Source organism: Cohnella sp. GCM10027633 (assembly GCF_042675445.1).
In the GTDB taxonomy this organism is placed as follows: Bacteria; Bacillota; Bacilli; order Paenibacillales; family Paenibacillaceae; genus Cohnella.
Map to the genome: position 1 here is coordinate 39,336 of NZ_JBHTGV010000010.1, position 17,633 is coordinate 56,968.

Here is a 17,633-nt window from a genome sequence, read left to right on the forward strand (position 1 = left end):
TTAATGCTTATCTAATGAACGTATTCTGCACCCGTTCGGACTTGATGAAATAAGGAATCCAGATAGCGCACGTTATGGCTGCCCTAACGTTATCCCTCATGATATCCGCGTCGAGCAAATCAAATTCCTTCACGAGAGCGATCTGATTCAACAGCGCATAATCGATAATGCCGGCCGCCAGACTCCCGCTATAGAAAATAATCATCAACTTCGGCAAGATCGACTTGCGGCGGTAAAGATTATAGAGGCAATAGAAGCTCATAAGCAGCAAAAGTACGTTGGCCGCTATCTCGAAGATTAACACGGGCTGCCACATCGGATCATAGAGCTCGGAGCCCTTGGTCGTCAGTAAATCCCACTCTTCGGACTGCAGAGCAGGGAGCGTATCGTTGAAGAACTGAACGATCAGAAGCAGAATCGTCGCGTATAGCCCGATCTGCACCAATACAAGCCATCCGCCCAAGCCCGATATCCCTAATCGAAGCGGCGGCGGTACCTCTTTATTCGTTTCGTTCGCTATGTTCGAGTCCAATATGATCCCTCTTTCTCTCTGATTTTCGTTCGATTGTACTTAATAGGTGTTCCAATAATAAGAACAGCAACAACGTTGCTAACCCGTACGAAACCATCTTGTGCGTCATTCTCAAATCCAACGCCAGCCGCCAACCCGCGGCCGCCGCCCCGAAACCTCCGGCGCTGACGACCGCATAGATGATAAGCGTGTCGAACACCCCCTTGGCCCGTCTTTTCGCTATATCGATTAACAGAGATATCGGAAGCGAAACCAAGCTCAGAAACGAGAAGAGGAAGAAGAACGCGGGAATCGGCAGCGAGTAGTAGCCGCCTTCCGGTGCGAAATCGACCGCATAGATGAAGATCGAGACCGCTAGCGCCGTAACGAACGTACCCATGAGTTTACTTGCAATGGTCATGCAGATGGTTATCCTCCGTCGTTTACGCCGTTAATGTTTATGTCGTTAATCGCCGTTCCATCTCGATCGCCACGATTTTGATCCCCTCGCGGTTCTCGACGACATTGCCCCCGCACGGAACGAAGCCGTGCTTGACGTAGAAGAGCAACGCTCTCGTATTCGTATTGTGACAGTAGAGCTTCAACGTGCCGATCCCGTGCTCGTCTCGAGCCTTGTGCATCATCGTCCGTAGCAAATGCTCCGCAACGCCTTGTCCCCTATAAGCCGGTGAAATGATGACGTTGCCGAGCCAGCAAGTCGACCCTTCCGGATTCAGATCGTACAGGTTCGCATAAGCGATAGGCGCGTCATCGCCGTTTACCAGAACCGTCGGACTTGCCCGGTTCGCGAGCATCTCGCGAATCTGCTCCGGCGTGAGCGGATAGACGAACCGGGGACCAATGAAGAACAATTCATCCCGGGAAGTCGGGAACATGCTGATTGCTTCCAAGTCCCGCTCGGCTAAATCCCTGTGCTCATAATCGGCCATTGGCGCCGCTCCTTTCATCTTACAATGCGCGAACCTTCTCCGATTCGTATCGCCCATCCCGATAGACAAGGGCATTCAATTGCATGCCGTAGGCGCACCCGCCGTCGATGCCGATCTTTCCTTCTCCGAACCAAATGTCCGGTGACCCCTGGATGTCGTTCGTTCTCGTATGCCCGAAGACGACCGTCTTGCCGTACGTTCGACGGGATTGAATGAACGTATCCTTGATATACATGAAGTCGCGATCGGACTGGTCTCTCCAATTCTCGTAATCCGGATTCAGTCCGGCATGCACGTAGATATGGCGGTCGTCCTCGGCATATAAGGGCAAGCTCGCCAGAAAATCGAGATGATGCGCGTAGTCCGTACGTATCCGTTCGACGGCTTGCTCCAGTGCCTCGTCCGTCATCTCGGCCCATATTCCGCCGCAATAACTCCGAAGCGTCTGTATGCCGCCATGCTCCAGAAACTTATGCCTGACCTCGGCGTTCGATGCTCTCGCCAGATCGACCAGCCGCTGGTCATGATTCCCGCGCAGCGCGATCGCGCCATGCCGCCGCACTAGCTCCATGACCCGGTCCACCGCCCCCTTGCTATCCGGTCCGCGGTCCACGTAGTCGCCGAGCAGCATCAGCTTGTCCTCGCCAGGACTGTAATCCAAGGCGATCAATAATCGATCCAGTTCTTCGCTGCATCCGTGTATGTCGCTGATCATGATGATTTTGCTCATTATTTCATTGTTGCTCCTCTTGTTTCTTGCTATTTATCTCTTTGATAATTAGATCCAGTCTAGTAATGATTCTTTCGTCGTTTTTCAATCTTGCCTTTTGCTTTTGCTCGATGCCGATGAGACCGACAATTACGAATACCATGAAGACTACCCAGATTATGGCCATTAGTTCAACTCCTCTAAGGGAAGGGCTACTTAAGACTTTCTCTGATTAAGTTGAAATGAAAATCAGAGATAGGTACATGTTCCACAATGAGATCAATACTTCCCCTTTGCCCGTCGATCTCATATTGTAACTGTAAGCGATTTGCCGAGCCTACCAAAGAAACGAACGGGTAGGGTTGAACTAACTTATACTTTTTCCCGTTTTTTTGAAAAGTCGCTTTCATGATTAATTTATCTCCCCAATATCCGTAAGCCGTTATCGTATAGGGGAGCCTCGTCACTTGGGATACATTTATCGGTAACTCGATAAGATTAAGATACATCACGTTCATCATGATTTTTGCGAAGCTTGCAGCATCGATATCTCTATAGATTTCCGACTGGTCCTTAACGAAGATATCGGGCATGATTATTAACTTCAAATCTAAATTATTCGCGTCGGAATCATAGTCAGCGATCGCAACGGACGTATCTAAGATCTCTTTCCATCCGGTATGCTCGGTCTTAATGTATTTCTTAATCACGGTATCGTCCGGAATCGTCGTGATTCGGTGAAATTCGTCTCGGAGATGAGGCCCGATAATGAAAATAGCAATAGGAAGAAAAAAAACGATCGCTATCATCTTTTGGTGCGATTTCGCAGCGAATAATAAATAGATAGCGATGACCAGGAAATAAAACATGAATAATATGTGTATCGCGCTAAAAAGCACAGCGAATGCGGGACTGGAATAGGATAGGCAAATAATTCCTAACCAGAACAATAGCAAAGAGTAATTTACGTTCATAAATACTTTGCTAACCAATTGCGAATGGCTCCTTTATAACCGGCATCGCATTTTAACAAAATACTATTTAGTAATTCCGCAATCGTTTGGGTATTTTTGTAACTAGTATAACACGATAATTGGAAACCGAGCGCTTCAACATACAAAAAACGACAACTAAGCTTACAACCCATCCTTCACGGGCACAGATGACGTTAACGTCTCCACTGTCCGCTTATCGCTCCTATTTGCATCTACTGCACAAATAACGCCTATAGTGTCACACCACACCGCACGCGCAGCACATGTTCGTCAACACGTGCAGCCGAAACGCAAAAAAGACCCGCGCACCCGCGAGGCCACTGAATAACCTAGGTTATTCAGTGGCCTCGACTGATCGGGGGTTTCTTTGCGAGTAAAGCTTTGAATCATCATGGACCCGTTCCAATTGAACTGATTTTCCACCCCAGTGCGTTTTTCTTCACATAAATAAATGAATCTAACCCATCGACTTCATATAAATCTCCATACTTGGGGTCATTCTTAATTTTACCTTCGTGAATCGAGTTACTGAATGCTTTAATCGGATGAAGGGTAAATAGTAATTGCTTTCTTACGGCAATCTCAGCGGTGGGAGAAGGGAAGAATACGACATATACGATTAGCAATGCAGCTATAGTTATCCACGTGTACTTCTTTCTCATGACCCTTTCAAGTTACCCCCAGAATAATCCACTGTTATCTTCATCTACTATTTTTAATTGCTTTTCAAAATCTTGATCAGGAATAATATCCTCAACATAATGCCATTTATCTTTACTGTCTCTCCAATATACTTTCCATTTGTTTTGATCTAATCGGAATTGTGCGACATCAATTTCTATCCATTGATCGCTCATAAAAGCCGGTCGTTCTTCAAAAAGTGTAAGATTGTTTCCTCTGATTTTATAATTCAGTCTCAATTCATTTCTGATATGCTTTGGAATTTTCTTGTCGATATATTCAGTCATAATTTTTTCAAGTCTCTTTTTAGTGAATGCGTCTAACATCAGCACACCTCGATATCCCCTTCTTCATGAAGAGCCTTTATGATTATTGGCTTAATTTCCGGTAGGTTTGTTTTTATTATTTGCCAAATTATCGTATTGTCGATTCCAAAATATTCATGGATTAAGATATTTCTTACTCCGATCATCTGTCTCCATGGGATATCTGGGTATTTAATTTTTATTTCATCTGGCGTATTTCTTGCCGCCTCGCCAATGATTTCGAGATTTCTTACTACTGCATCAAACATCATTTCATTGAAACAAAAGGAATCGAAATCGATTCCCTTTGTGTAAGTCTCTATTTTGTTTATTGACTCTAAGATGTCATTTAATTGTATGCTCTTTCGTTTCATTGAAATTGCACCTCGTTCATGACCTGTTCTTTCATGAATGGTTTAAGCGCGTTTGCCGTTACCAGGTCTACTGGTTTTTGAAACAATGATTCTAGGTATTCTTTAAGTTCAATAAACTCAAAGCCAACTGGCTGCATAAATTCCACTAATAAATCAATATCACTATCTTCTGTTTGCTCATCTCTTGCAAAGGAACCGAAAAGTCCTATCTTCTCAACTGAAAAAACTTTTACAATATAAGCTTTATGTTCATTTATGGTTTTTTGTATTTCTTCTTTGTTCAATCGACTCACCTCGATTGTAAGACTTTAGGTTTCTACACTTATTATAATCCATAAAATCAGTTTTGATAAAACGATCTTATGCTCTAAGGGGAATTCACCTAACGTTAATGTAATATGAAGTTAACGCCATATCGGGCAGCTCACATTATTCCTATTCATTGAAAAGAAAATTGGTTGTTATAAACCTTATTAAGGCTTCTCTTATATCCTTTACCTCTTCTAAATATTTATAAATAATACTTGAATTTAGCTCAACAGAAAGGTCTATCCTATACGTTCAATTCCAAGTCTTCTTTCGTTTCTATCTCTTATCCTTTGAGCAATGATATCTTTCCATTCTTCCAATCGATCACAACTCTTTGTTTTGCGATAATTTCATATACCGTTATTGTATTCACGACGTCCCACAGCCTTAAGCCCGAAGGGCGGTCGCGATGCGGTCAGGTGGTGCGGAAGTGTCCGGCTGAATTTACTTCCCCGATACTGAAATGCCTCATAGAAATACATCTTTCGCTTCGGTCCGGATCGGGGGTCGGCGAATGCCGGTCCATAGCGTTAATATGGTGTTAGCAGAAGTTCGCTCTTCGAGGATAACCCTAGAAATCTTTTATTATTTGCATTATTTATATTACTGTTAATATAAATCCGGCAAGTTGTGCAATGACAACCGGCAATTTGATAGTCAACTTTAATTTCAATGATTCATTCGAACCAGTGAACAGATTTGTAAATATATTAATTAACCCAAGAATTGTTCCGTAACATCCAAACAATAAGAACGGTATTATCATTATATTTAGCCACCAAATATCGAAATATTGATAGAAAGTTATCCACACAACCCCAAAGACTAGACCAAGTCCTAAATTATCTAGCCCCAACCCATTTGGCTTTGAACTTAATTTATTTAATTCGAAACCCAATCCCATAACGCCAATTATTGCCACGTCGCACTCTACGTACAAGCCATCGGCTAGGCCCCACTATTTATTTCTAACACCAGTCGTCAAGCCATTATGCCGTTAATCGTTGCTCCATCTCGATCGCCACGATTTTGATCCCCTCGCGGTTCTCGACGACATTGCCCCCGCACGGAACGAAGCCGTGCTTGACGTAGAAGAGCAACGCTCTCGTATTCGTATTATGACAGTAGAGCTTCAAAGTGCCGATCCCGTGCTCGTCTCGAGCCTTGTGCATCATCGTCCGTAGCAAATGCTCCGCAACGCCTTGTCCCCTATAAGCCGGTGAAATGATGACGTTGCCGAGCCAGCAAGTCGACCCTTCCGGATTCAGATCGTACAGGTTCGCATAAGCGATAGGCGCGTCATTGCCGTCTACCAGAACCGTCGGACTTGCCCGGTTCGCGAGCATCTCGCGAATCTGCTCCGGCGTGAGCGGATAGACGAACCGGGGACCAATGAAGAACAATTCATCCCGGGAAGTCGGGAACATGCTGATTGCTTCCAAGTCCCGCTCGGCTAAATCCCTATGCGCATAATCGGCCATTGACGACGCTCCTTTCTTCTTACAATGCGCGAACCTTCTCCGATTCGTATCGCCCATCTCGATAGACAAGAGCATTCAATTGCATGCCGTAGGCGCATCCGCCGTCGATGCCGATCTTTCCTTCGCCGAACCAGATGTCCGGAGACCCATGGATGTCCTTCGTTCTCGTATGCCCGAAGACGACCACCTTGCCGTACGTTCGACGGGATTGAATGAACGCATCCTTGATGTACATGAAGTCGCGATCGGACTGGTCTCTCCAATTCTCGTAATCCGGATTCAGTCCGGCATGCACGTAGATATGGCGGTCGTCCTCGGCATATAAGGGCAAGCTCGCCAGAAAATCGAGATGATGCGCGTAGTCCGTACGTATCCGTTCGACGGCTTGCTCCAGTGCCTCGTCCGTCATCTCGGCCCATTTTCCGCCGCAATAGCTCCGAAGCGTCTGTATGCCTCCATGCTCCAGAAACTTATGCCTGACCTCGGCGTTCGATGCTCTCGCCAGATCGACCAGCCGCTGATCATGGTTGCCGCGCAGCGCGATCGCGCCATGCCGACGCACTAGCTCCATGACCCGGTCCACCGCCCCCTTGCTATTCGTTCCGCGGTCCACGTAGTCGCCTAGCAGCATCAGCTTGTCTTTGCCGGGACTGTAATCCAAGGCGATCAATAATCGATTCAATTCGGCAACGCAGCCATGTATGTCGCTGATCATGATGATTCTGGTCATAGGCATGCCCCCTAGTTCGCTTACGAGTATATCATGACGTTATGGGAATTTAATACAGTAAAATACAAAATGAGACACTTCTCGCAAGATCAAGATGGTGGACATCCAAAGTAAAGAGGTCCCCGACGTAGTCGGAGACATCACCATATGGATGCCGGTCGTTGTTCTACTGCTCTTATTACAGCCTCAACAACTTCGCGCAATCGCTGCTGTTCAAATAGACAAAGTCGTTAAAATTGCCGAATTTAATAGATACTCGCCCAACATCGAGCATCGTTCGCACTTCCTCCTGCGTCAGCGTAATCGTCGCTTGTCCTTTGACGGGTTTGGCGACGCGATCTTGGAACTTCAACAATCGATCGGCTTGCGGAGGATTGAAGATGTTGATATATCTGCTATCTTTGCTCTTGTATACGATTACGAATTGCGCCCCCGTTTTGACCGGCGCTAACTTCAGAGACACGATCGATAGATCCTTGCTCGCGAATTCGTAGGCATATCGAATATTTCCTTGGACGCCGGCCTTCACGGTAGTTCCCGGCAAGGCACCCTGCCCGGTATTCTCTGCGCTTTCGTTGCCGCCACTACCTTCCGGGAGAGTATACAGTATTTTGTAATCAAACTCCTTGCCTGAAGCCTTGCCGTTGCCGGAAGATGCGAGTATTGCGTCCGGACTGGCGAACCAATCTCTCCAAGCTTGCAAGAATCCGTCCAGCGACAGCCCGGTATCCGCGATCAGATTGCTCTGGAAGCGTGTTGCGTCCTCATAATTACGATACATCGCCCGCCTTGAGGCCTCCGCTCCATACCGGTAATTCAAGAACGCGTACATGGAGCCCGCGGTATAGTAAGTATAGAGATGGCCTTTCGGATTCGGAACGCGCTTCGTGAACCACGCCCAATCCATGGCCGTCTTGTAATCGGAGATGAGCGTCGTTAGCCCGGACACTTCGTTGTTGTTCTTGAACCACATGTCCATCATCGGGACAGGGTCCGTCATGTATGTCTGTTGGCTTCCTTGATACGAATATCGTACGATATGGCTTTGCCCCTGCCACTCCTGCAATTCGAAATTATCGCCGGCATACGGATTTACGGAAGCCAACGCATGGTTCGATTCATGGGCGACCGTCCCCAACGCCGGGCCGGATCTCATGTAGATATACATGTTACCGTCCTTCGGATTGACGTTCGCGAAGCCGCCTCCGGCCGCTTCCGAACGACCCTCCAGATCCTTCCTGCCCGCGATGATGGCCGCCGCGTTACCGTCCTTCATGAAGAGGGCGATAATCTTCTGACCGGACTTCGGATAATAATTGTAATAAGCGATGCGTTCGTAGGTTTCGTCCATGCCCTTCAGAACATCCTGCGTAATCTGGCCGCGGTATTGTTCATCGGCGTAGATCGTATAATGTTTACTCTGCGTCTTGCCGAGCGTAAGCTTAGGACTGTCGAACGTAACCGTCGTCATCTTCTGACTTGCGTAATCGAAAGGCGCGGAATCTTCCTTCGCCGTCTGAACCATGATTCGATCGGCCAAGTCGAGCAGCGAATTCACGCCCGCTTCGTATCTCTGGGGCGAAATCGCGGATGCCTTATCCGTCATGGAATCGTCGACCCAAGTATCCCTGTCCCGTACCATTAACAGTCGCTTGGTCTTCGACTTCAGCACGCCGGACAACGAGTTGCCCAAGTCGTTGTTATAATAGCTTCGATTCGCGACGGCTTTAGCGAAGGTTTCGAAGCTCGGATCGGTATAACCAATGTTGATCTCTTCCGCTCTGCCGCTGCCCCCCATCGCGTACAGATCGACGGTAGCCGCGATGTTATCGAAGTTCAGCCGACCCGCCAGCGCGGAAATTCCTTCTTGCCCCTTCCACTTACCCCCGACGAACGCGAACAACTGCGTATACTCTGGTTGATTGCCGGCGTAATATCGCGCCATATCTAGCATCATCGCTGCCGCGGCCGATCCTGATTTCGCGCTCTCGTACGATCTACCGTCCGGCAAGCTGCCGAAACCGTCGATATTCGTAACCCAGAGGACAGCCTTCTCTTGCTTGCCGGGGATGACCCCGATTAAATTGTCCGCAGAACCAGCGTTTCGGCTTACCGACAGCTGAATATCGATCTTCTGATTCGTCAGCGCGGCAGTTTGGTACCCGCTGGAGAAGCCCGCTCGTTTAGCGGCCTCTTCCGAAATATAAAGCACGGGAACTTTCAAGCTCGCTCCGTTTAACGGATGCTCGTAGTTGCCTACCTTTAATTCGCCGTTGGCGATAATGAGTACTCCGGTTGCTCCCTGGGCGATCGCCCGCTGAATTCGATCCAAAGCGCCTTCCGGGAATTTACCGTCCTTGTCGAACCATCGGAACAGCGCAACTCCCTTGATTTTCCCCTTATAGTCCCCAGCCTTGCCCGCGCCAGCATCATAGACGTCGGAGAAAGCAAACCTGCCTTCGGCGGTCCGGGAGTAAGGCATGTAATCCTTCATAAGAGTTAACGTCTTTCCGTTGATTGACACTTGTTCCTTCGTTAACGATGCTACTTCCGCGGCCGAACTCAGACGGAACTTCCCGTTGCCGAAGACGGGAGACATGCCGTTCGCTTTCATCCGGGATTCAATGGCGGTCACGGCCTTGGCATAACCCGGCGTTCCGGCTTGCCGGCCGGCATATTCGCTAGCCGCCAATTGTTGAATAAGTCCTTGCTCCGCATAACTTGGCGTCGATGGCTGAGCAACGGCATGCGAAGGCCACGTTATCGATGACATGGCAAGAACGAGCGCCAATGCGACAATGAGAGGCTTGATGTAAGTACGAGTATGAATGTGAATTCCTCCTTAGGCTGCGTTCGACGCAATGGTCATACGACACAAACACTCTCTATTCTATTGGAAGTTTTTAACTCCTACAAGCAAAAACAAATAGACCCGCGCGCCCGCACGGGTCTTCCCTATTCTCTAGCACCCGATCAATCTACCTACACCTTAATCGCCGAAGTCCAGCCCCAGAAGAAGCCGTCGCGGTCCCAGGCGGCTTTGCCGCCGTGCATCTTCTTGAACGCCTTCTTCACTTCCTTGTCGATCGACTCGTGGCCGGCCTCGTTCACGTAGATGAACGACTCTCCGTAATGCGCCCGAATATGCTCCACCGCTTCCCGCTGGTACAGCATTCCCGCGTCTCGCATTCTGCCGAACATCCACGCGGCAACCTCGTCCGCCGTATAACTCATGAGTATATGCCCCCGAACTTAAAAATATGTTAAACGCATCATATTGCCAATATATCCCGCATATATAGTTTCATACCAATTGCGGGAGGCAACCGTCCAATGAGCGTCTTCGTTCCTGCGCGCCTGCGCACGCTCACCTTGTTGCTCGTCGTACTGTGTCTATCCTTCGCCCTGAGCGCGCCCGCTTACGCGGCGACGGCCGCGGCGAGCGCGAAGACCGAGGCGACGAACCAACTGGCCGAGAAGTACTTCAAGCACGAGCAATTCATCGTCATCGATAAGAGCCAGAACAGACTGTACTTCTACGAGCTGGGCGAGCTGGTCAAGTCGTTCCCCGTCGCGACCGGCCTGAAGCCGTCCTACACGCCCGAAGGCTTGTTCAGCATCGTCGAGAAGATCAAGAACCGCCCTTATTACAAAGGCAAGATCAAAGGCGGCGATCCGCGCAACCCGCTCGGCGACCGCTGGTTCGGCCTGAAGGTCGTCAAGAACGGCAAAGTGTCTTACGCCTACGGCATCCACGGCACTAACAACGAGAAGTCGATCGGCAAGTACGTCAGCGAAGGCTGCATCCGCATGCACAACGAGGACGTCCGCTGGCTGTACGATCAAGTCGCGACGAAGACGCCGGTGCTGATTCAAAAGTAGTCATCACGCCTGATGCAAACCGCTATAGTACCCGCCCACGGCGAGCAACTGCGCGTGCGTGCCCCGCTCGACGATCCGCCCATCCTTCAGCACGAGAATCTGATCGGCCTTGCGAATCGTGTTCAGCCGGTGGGCGATCACGAAGCTCGTGCGGCCTTCCATTAGCCGGTACAAGCCTTCCTGGATCTTGATCTCCGTGACCGTATCGATGCTGCTCGTCGCCTCGTCCAACACGAGAATCGAAGGATCCGCGAGTATCGCCCGCGCGATCGCGAGCAGTTGCTTCTGCCCTTGGCTGATGCCGCTCCCGTCTCCCTTCAGGACGTGTTCGTAACCGCCAGGCAAACGCGCGATGAAACCGTGCGCGTTCGCGAGCTTCGCGGCTTCTTCGACCTCCGCGTCCGTCGCGTTCAGCCGGCCGTACCGAATATTGTCGCGTATCGTGCCCTCGAACAGGAACGAGTCCTGCAGCACGAACGCCATATGCGAGCGCAAGCTGTCCCGCTTGATCGCCGTAATATCGTGGCCGTCCACCAAGATCTTGCCTCCGCCGGCATCGTAGAACCGCGCGAGCAGCTGAATGAGCGACGTCTTGCCCGCTCCGGTCGGTCCGACGATCGCGATCGTCTCCCCCGGCTTCGCCAGGAAGCTGATGCCGGCGAGCGTCTGTCCCGCCTGCTCGTCGTACGCGAACGACACGTCGCGGAATTCCACCTCGCCCCGCACCTGCGTCAGTTCGGCGGCCCCTCCTTCGTCCGCGCTCTCCTCCCGCTCGTCCATCACCTCGAACACGCGTTCCGCGCCCGCGACCGCCGACAGCATCGTATTCCATTGGTTCGCCAGATCGTTGAGCGGCCTCGTGAACTGTCTCGCGTACTCGACGAAGATGATAATCGTACCGACGGTGACGCCCTTGCCTTGGATGGCGAGCACGCCGCCGAGGCCCGCAACGATCGCGAAGCTCAAGTTGTTCAGCCCGTTCATCAGCTTCGGAATGAAGCCCGAGATCGACTGCGCCCAGAAGCCGGCCAAGCGGATCATGCCGTTGCGCTCCCGGAACTCCCGCATGACGCGCTCCTCTTGGGAGAACGCCTTGACGATCCGCTGTCCCGACAGCGTCTCTTCGATGTAGCCGTTCAGCTCGCCGAGGTGCCGCTGCCGCTCCTTGAACAGCGAACCCGTCCGTCTCGTAATCCACTTCATGCCGTAGAACATGATCGGCACGATCAGGAACGTCAGTACCGTCAGCATCCAGCTCAGCCGAAGCATCACGACGACGGTGCCGGTCAGCATGAGAACGCTCGACAACAGCTGGATCGCCGAGCTGCCGAGCGTCGAGCTGACGTTGTCCATGTCGTTCGTCATCCGGCTCATCAGATCGCCTTGCCGGCGCTTCCCGAAGAACGGAATCGGCAGCCGGTGCAGCCTGTCGAACAGATCCTGGCGCATCCGCAGCACCGTCTCCTGCGCGATGCCGATCATCCAGACGTTATGCGCCCAGCCGATGACCGAGCCGAGCAAGTAGACGCTGGACAAGCCGATGAGGAACGCGACCCAAGGCTGGCCGCCGGGTCCTTCCAAGTAGTCGTCGACGGCCATCCCGATCAGATAGGGACCGAGCAAGGATAAGCACGTCGAGACGACGACCAAGAGCAGCACGAAGCCGATCTGCCATCGGCGGTACGCGAGATACTGCCAAATGCGTCCGAGCGTGCTCCGCCAGTCTTTCGCCTTCTGCTCCTTCTGCGGACCTCCGCGTACGCCTTCTCTTCCGCCTTGGCCCGACTCCTTCGACTCCTCCGCAACCATGAAGCTCGAAGGACGCGGATAGCGAAAAGGATCACTTAAAGCTTGCCGAATCTGCCGCATGCCGCGCCGCCTCCTCTCCGGACTGGGATTCGTAGATCGCCCGGTAGAGCGGCGATTCCGCAAGCAACGCCTCGTGGCTGCCCTGCGCGAGCAGTCGGCCGTCGTCGAGCAGCAAGATCATATCCGACTTCGAGGCGGCGCTGATCTTCTGCGTGACGAGCAGAGTCGTCGTGCCGGACAAGCGGCCGAGCGCTTGCATAAGCGCCGCTTCCGTACGCGTATCGAGCGCGCTCATGCTGTCGTCGAGCAGCAGCATCGCCGGCTTGCGGATGAGCGCCCGCGCGATCGACAGCCGCTGCTTCTGCCCTCCGGACAAGTTGACGCCGCGCTGGCCGAGCTGGGTGTCGTAGCCGTCCGGGAACTTCACGATCGTCTCGTGAATCTGCGCAAGCTCGGCCGCTTCGATAATGTCCGCCATCGTCGCGTCTTCCTTGCCCCACGCGATGTTGTCCCGGATCGTCCCCGTGAACAGCAGCGCCTCCTGCGGCACGTAACCGATCGATCCGCGCAGTCTCTGCAGATCGATATCGCGTACGTCTTCGCCGCCTATGCGAATAACGCCGGCGTCCGGTTCATAGAAGCGAATGACGAGCTGCATGAGCGTCGTCTTGCCCGAGCCCGTCGCGCCCATGATTGCGGCCGTCTGTCCGGGTTGCACGCGGAACGTCGCCTGCTCCAGCGACGGCGCGCCCGCTTCCGGATAACGGAACGTCACGTTCTCGAACGACAGGCTTCCGACGAGTCCCTCGACGCCCGAGCCCGCATTCGAAGCGCCCTTGGCATCCTTCTCCTCGGTCGTTAACACTTCCTCGATCCGGACAGCCGAAGCCCGGGCCCGCGATACCGTCATGACGATCGAGCCGAATATCGACATCGCGATCGAGGTGCGAAGCGAGTAGTTGACGATCGCGACGACTTGCCCGAGCGTCGCGCTTCCCGTGTCGATGTCCTTGTGTCCGAACCAGAGCACCGCGATGATGCCAGCGTTCATGAGGAACAGAATGAACGGCTGCGTGAACTCTGTCAGCCGCATCGCCGACACCGAGCTGTCCATCAGCTCGCGCCCCCTTCGGGCGAAGCGCTCTCCCTCCACGTCCTTCCGCACGAAAATCCGAATGAGCCGCATGCCCGTGAAATTTTCCTGCATGACGCCGTTGAGCGTATCGAGCCTCGTCTGCACTTTGCGGAACAGCACCGAAGCCTTCTTCATGACCCACATGACGAATACGATCAGCAACGGAACCGTGACCACGAGCAGCAGCCCGAGTTCCGCATGTACCGTCACCGCCATGATCATGCTGCCGACGACGAGCAGCGGCATTCGAAGGAAGAACCGCAGCCCCATGAACACGACGTCCTGCAACTGCGTCGCGTCGTTCGTCAGCCGCGTGATGAGCGACGACGTCGCGAACCGGTTGAACGCGGCGTACGCCATGCCCTGCACTTTGGCGTAGAGCGCCTCCCTCACGTCATAGCCGAGGCTCTGGCTCGCGTGCGCCGCGACGAACGAGCTTGTAATGCCGGCCGCGAACGCCGTCAGCGCCCCGAGAGCCAGCACGCCGCCCCATAGCCAGACGACCGACAGATCCTGCTTCGCGATGCCCTCGTCGATGATCTTAGCAATCAAGAACGGCTGCATGAGCTCCGCGAACAGCTCGATCAGCATGAAGCCGATCGCCATGCCGGCCGACCATCGATACGTACCTAGAAAACGAAAAAAAGTCCGCATAGCCAAGCCATTCCCTTTCGCCGAAAATGCTGAGTCTATGCTCACCTTAACGAACTATTCCGAGGGTTGCAAGTGCGATTTGATCGGAATGCCGGGTTCGTAATTCGCCACGACGAGCGCATCCATGTGGCGGCCGCGCCGCAATATCGCGTCCACGACGCTCCGCCCGAACAACGCCTTCAGCACGCCCCATCCTCTCGCCGGTTGCCCCATGACGACCTGCGTGCTCCGGTATTCCTCGGTCTTGGCGAGCAGCGCTTCCGGCACTTGATGCTTCGATCTCGCGCGGCCGATCTCGAACGTGCCGCCCAGCCGCTCCGCCAGTTGCCGCGCCGCCTCGACGCTGGCGGCCGCGTCGACGCCGAGAGGGCCGTCGCCGACGTGCACGTACATCGCGTGCCATTCCGCCTTCAACCGGTGCGCGATCCGGAAGCCGCGCCGAATGAGACGGCCGGCGTTCCCCCCCGCCGCGACGCAGACGAAGATGCTCTCCCGTCGCCACGGCCCCCGAAGCGAACCGCCCCGCTCCCATGCCTCCAGCCGTTCGTCGACATCGTCCGCGATTTCCCGCAGCGCCAACTCCCGCAAAGCGATCAGGTTGCCGGTCTTGAAGAAGTTGTTCAGCGACTGCGCGACCTTATCCATCGCGTACACTTTGCCTTCCCGGAGCCGCTGCTGCAGCGCGCCCGGCGCGACGTCGATCAGCTCGACCTCGTCCGCCAGATGCAGGACGCGGTCCGGCACCGTCTCGCGCACTCGCACCCCGCTAATCTGCTCGACCGCGTCGTTCAAGCTCTCCAGATGCTGCACGTTCATCGTGGAGATGACCGAGATGCCGGCCTCGAGTATCTTCACGACGTCCTCGTACCGCTTCTTGTTCGCGCTGCCCGGCACGTTCGTATGCGCGAGCTCGTCGATCAGCACGACCTCGGGATTGCGCGCGATAATCGCCGCGGCGTCCATCTCCTCCAGCTTCGCGCCCTTGTAGTCGATGATCTCGCGAGGCACCGTATAGAGCTCGCCGACCTGCGCCAGCGTCTCTTGGCGGCCGTGCGTCTCCAGCAGTCCGATGACAACGTCGATCCTCTTCTTCAATAGGTCGTTGCCTTCGCGCAGCATCCGGTACGTCTTGCCGACGCCGGGAGCGGCCCCGATATACACTTTGAACTTGCCGCGGCGAATGCGCTCGATCTTCCGCTCGATCTCCTCCGCGCTTAACCTGCGGTAAGGCTCGGCCGCTGCCGCCCGGGCGGTCTTCGCCGGCAGCACGCGCTCGCCCTCGTAGTCGGCGCGGTCCGCCACGAAGTAGACGTCCACGTTCTTCGCCCTGCGAAGAATGCCTCTGGCGATCGAGCCGCCCCGCAGATCTTGCCAGAAGCTCATCTTCGAATGGCCGAGCACGATTCGCGTCACGTTGTTCCGAATCGCGTACCGCACGAGCGCTCCGGGCATCTTCCTCCGGCCGGTCCAAGGCAGCTCCTCGAACTCGGCTCCGACCTTGTCCGCCAGCTTCCCGATCGAGCGCTTGAACGCCGCAGACTCCTTGGACAGCGGCTGCCCGGGCTTCGCGAACGTGACGACCCGCATGTCGCCGCCGAGCCGCTTCGCGATCTGTTGGCCGCGGCGAATATGGATCGAGCCGTTCCAATGATACTGGGCGGAGACGAGGATGCGCTCGGCGGCGCCGGAAGGACCGACCAGCCCTTGCTTCTCGCGATGCTTCTCCAGCGATTCGTTCACACCTTCGGCGACGAGGCGCAGCGCGAGCTCCCGCAGCTTGCCGATATTGCCCCGCTTCAGGAAACCCGAATCGCCCGCCGACGCCGACAGGTCGCGCAGATGGCCTTCGTCCAATCGCTGCAGGATCGTCTCCGGGCTGACGTCGATAAGGCGAACCTCGTCCGCCATGTCGAGCGTGCCGGCCGGAACCGTCGTCTCGGCTTCGATGCCCGTCAGCCGCTGCGCGAGATCGGTGACGCCCTCGAGCTCGTAGACGTTCACCGTCGTAATGACGCTGATCCCTTTGCCGAGCAAATATTGAATATCCTCGAGCCTCGTCGCGAACTTCGCGCCCGGACGGTTGCGGTGCGCCAGTCCGTCGACGAGCACGACCTCGGGGTTGCGCCGCGTCAACTCTTCCAGATTCAAATCTTTCTTCTCCGCATCGCCCTTCGTCCAATGGATGCTCGGAACGCGTTCTATCCCTTCGCACTGCCGAACCGTCTCCGGCCTCTGTCTCGTCGACACCGCGCACAGCACGACGTCGATGCCGCCGCTCTTCAGCGAATGGCCCTCGCGAAGCATATGATAGGTTTTGCCGGAGCCGTTGACCGCGCCGATATAGACGGTGAACCGGCCTTGCCGGATTTTATAGATCGAATAGAGCAGCTCTTCCGCCGTACGGCGCCGGAATCCTTCCATGCCGCGTCCCCCTCTCGCGCGAATACCCTGCCGATCCGCCGTGCGGACCGACAGGGATTCTATCCCATGCGCTATCTTATTGAAGCAAACGTTGCAAGCCGATGTTCAGCTTCAGCACGTTGACGCGCGGCTCGCCGAACACGCCCAAGTCTCTGCCCTCGGTATGCTCGTCGACTAGCGCCTGCAGCCGTTCCGCGGATACGCCCGTCAGCTTGCCGATTCTAGGGATCTGCACCTCCGCCGATGCCGGTGTAATATGCGGATCGAGCCCCGAGCCGGAGTTCGTGACGAGATCGATCGGAAGCTTCGATACGGGCACGTCAGGATTCGCGAGCTTCCACGCTTCGATCGAGTCCTTGGTCCGTTGCAGCATGTCCGGATTGGACGGCGCGTAGTTATTCGACCCGGATGCCTCGGCCTTATACTCGATGCTCGATACCCGCCCTTGGAAATACTTCGGATCCGCGAAATTCTGCCCGATCAGCTCGGAGCCGATCGCTTGCCCGTCGGCCCCCTTGATCAAGCTGCCGTTCGCGTGATGCGGCATGAACAGCTGCGCCAGTCCCGTCGTCGCGAGCGGGTAGATCATGCCGCACAGGATAATGAATACGATGCCGGCCCGCAAGGCGACGGCGAAGATCGACCCGCCCGAGTGGTTCGCGCTCCCGATACTTTCGTTCATATGCG

General features: G+C 54.1%; 19 protein-coding genes. 1 reads left to right on the plus strand and 18 read right to left on the minus strand.

Annotated elements, in window-relative coordinates; all coding sequences use genetic code 11:
• Window positions 1–7 precede the first annotated feature (7 nt).
• The 14 genes from ACFQZG_RS19885 to ACFQZG_RS19950 all read right to left on the minus strand — a co-directional run bounded on the left by ACFQZG_RS19885 (window position 8) and on the right by ACFQZG_RS19950 (window position 10,279).
• Window positions 8–463 carry a DUF2569 domain-containing protein gene (locus ACFQZG_RS19885; RefSeq protein WP_378155670.1) on the minus strand — a complete coding sequence of 152 codons (456 nt, stop codon included), beginning with the start codon at window positions 461–463 and terminating at the stop codon, window positions 8–10.
• Between the two features lie 37 nt (window positions 464–500).
• Window positions 501–932 carry a hypothetical protein gene (locus ACFQZG_RS19890; protein ID WP_378155671.1) on the minus strand — a complete coding sequence of 144 codons (432 nt, stop codon included), beginning with the start codon at window positions 930–932 and terminating at the stop codon, window positions 501–503.
• 37 nt (window positions 933–969) lie between these two features.
• On the minus strand, window positions 970–1,461 hold the full coding sequence (locus ACFQZG_RS19895) for a GNAT family N-acetyltransferase (protein ID WP_378155673.1): 492 nt from the start codon (window positions 1,459–1,461) through the stop codon (window positions 970–972).
• A 19-nt stretch (window positions 1,462–1,480) separates the two neighbouring features.
• Entirely contained in the window at window positions 1,481–2,191 is a 711-nt protein-coding gene (locus ACFQZG_RS19900; RefSeq protein ID WP_378155675.1) for a metallophosphoesterase family protein, read from the minus strand.
• A 4-nt stretch (window positions 2,192–2,195) separates the two neighbouring features.
• Entirely contained in the window at window positions 2,196–2,357 is a 162-nt protein-coding gene (locus ACFQZG_RS19905) for a hypothetical protein (RefSeq protein ID WP_378155676.1), read from the minus strand.
• Window positions 2,358–2,382: 25 nt separating this feature from the next.
• A complete protein-coding gene (locus ACFQZG_RS19910; RefSeq protein WP_378155678.1) occupies window positions 2,383–3,162 on the minus strand; it encodes a hypothetical protein in 780 nt (259 codons plus the stop codon).
• 392 nt (window positions 3,163–3,554) lie between these two features.
• Entirely contained in the window at window positions 3,555–3,827 is a 273-nt protein-coding gene (locus ACFQZG_RS19915; RefSeq protein WP_378155680.1) for a hypothetical protein, read from the minus strand.
• Window positions 3,828–3,839: 12 nt separating this feature from the next.
• Complete coding sequence (locus ACFQZG_RS19920) at window positions 3,840–4,172, minus strand: DUF3024 domain-containing protein (protein ID WP_378155887.1); 333 nt, start codon at window positions 4,170–4,172, stop codon at window positions 3,840–3,842.
• On the minus strand, window positions 4,172–4,525 hold the full coding sequence (locus ACFQZG_RS19925) for a HepT-like ribonuclease domain-containing protein (protein ID WP_378155682.1): 354 nt from the start codon (window positions 4,523–4,525) through the stop codon (window positions 4,172–4,174). Before ACFQZG_RS19925 ends, ACFQZG_RS19920 begins: the two co-directional genes overlap by 1 nt.
• Window positions 4,522–4,809: a nucleotidyltransferase family protein gene (locus tag ACFQZG_RS19930; RefSeq protein ID WP_378155684.1), complete on the minus strand. Its 288-nt coding sequence runs from the start codon at window positions 4,807–4,809 to the stop codon at window positions 4,522–4,524. Before ACFQZG_RS19930 ends, ACFQZG_RS19925 begins: the two co-directional genes overlap by 4 nt.
• A gap of 1,014 nt (window positions 4,810–5,823) precedes the next feature.
• Complete coding sequence (locus ACFQZG_RS19935; protein ID WP_378155686.1) at window positions 5,824–6,315, minus strand: GNAT family N-acetyltransferase; 492 nt, start codon at window positions 6,313–6,315, stop codon at window positions 5,824–5,826.
• A gap of 19 nt (window positions 6,316–6,334) precedes the next feature.
• Window positions 6,335–7,045, minus strand: a complete 711-nt coding sequence (locus ACFQZG_RS19940; RefSeq protein ID WP_378155688.1) for a metallophosphoesterase family protein — start codon at window positions 7,043–7,045, stop codon at window positions 6,335–6,337.
• Window positions 7,046–7,223: 178 nt separating this feature from the next.
• Complete coding sequence (locus tag ACFQZG_RS19945) at window positions 7,224–9,818, minus strand: protease-associated domain-containing protein (RefSeq protein WP_378155690.1); 2,595 nt, start codon at window positions 9,816–9,818, stop codon at window positions 7,224–7,226.
• Window positions 9,819–10,027: 209 nt separating this feature from the next.
• Window positions 10,028–10,279 (minus strand): DUF6953 family protein, encoded by a 252-nt coding sequence (locus tag ACFQZG_RS19950; RefSeq protein WP_378155692.1) that lies wholly within the window; start codon window positions 10,277–10,279, stop codon window positions 10,028–10,030.
• A 99-nt stretch (window positions 10,280–10,378) separates the two neighbouring features.
• On the opposite strand from ACFQZG_RS19950, the gene ACFQZG_RS19955 reads away from it, so the two are divergent.
• On the plus strand, window positions 10,379–10,927 hold the full coding sequence (locus ACFQZG_RS19955) for a L,D-transpeptidase (protein ID WP_378155694.1): 549 nt from the start codon (window positions 10,379–10,381) through the stop codon (window positions 10,925–10,927).
• 3 nt (window positions 10,928–10,930) lie between these two features.
• Here the strand turns inward: ACFQZG_RS19955 and ACFQZG_RS19960 are convergent, their stop codons facing one another.
• The 4 genes from ACFQZG_RS19960 to kdpC form a co-directional block, all read right to left on the minus strand.
• Window positions 10,931–12,787, minus strand: a complete 1,857-nt coding sequence (locus ACFQZG_RS19960) for an ABC transporter ATP-binding protein (RefSeq protein ID WP_378155889.1) — start codon at window positions 12,785–12,787, stop codon at window positions 10,931–10,933.
• Window positions 12,768–14,525: an ABC transporter ATP-binding protein gene (locus ACFQZG_RS19965; RefSeq protein WP_378155696.1), complete on the minus strand. Its 1,758-nt coding sequence runs from the start codon at window positions 14,523–14,525 to the stop codon at window positions 12,768–12,770. Before ACFQZG_RS19965 ends, ACFQZG_RS19960 begins: the two co-directional genes overlap by 20 nt.
• Before the next feature lie 54 nt (window positions 14,526–14,579).
• Window positions 14,580–16,946: a histidine kinase gene (locus ACFQZG_RS19970; protein ID WP_378155699.1), complete on the minus strand. Its 2,367-nt coding sequence runs from the start codon at window positions 16,944–16,946 to the stop codon at window positions 14,580–14,582.
• A 76-nt stretch (window positions 16,947–17,022) separates the two neighbouring features.
• Entirely contained in the window at window positions 17,023–17,628 is a 606-nt protein-coding gene (gene kdpC, locus ACFQZG_RS19975) for a potassium-transporting ATPase subunit KdpC (RefSeq protein WP_378155700.1), read from the minus strand.
• Window positions 17,629–17,633 lie beyond the last annotated feature (5 nt).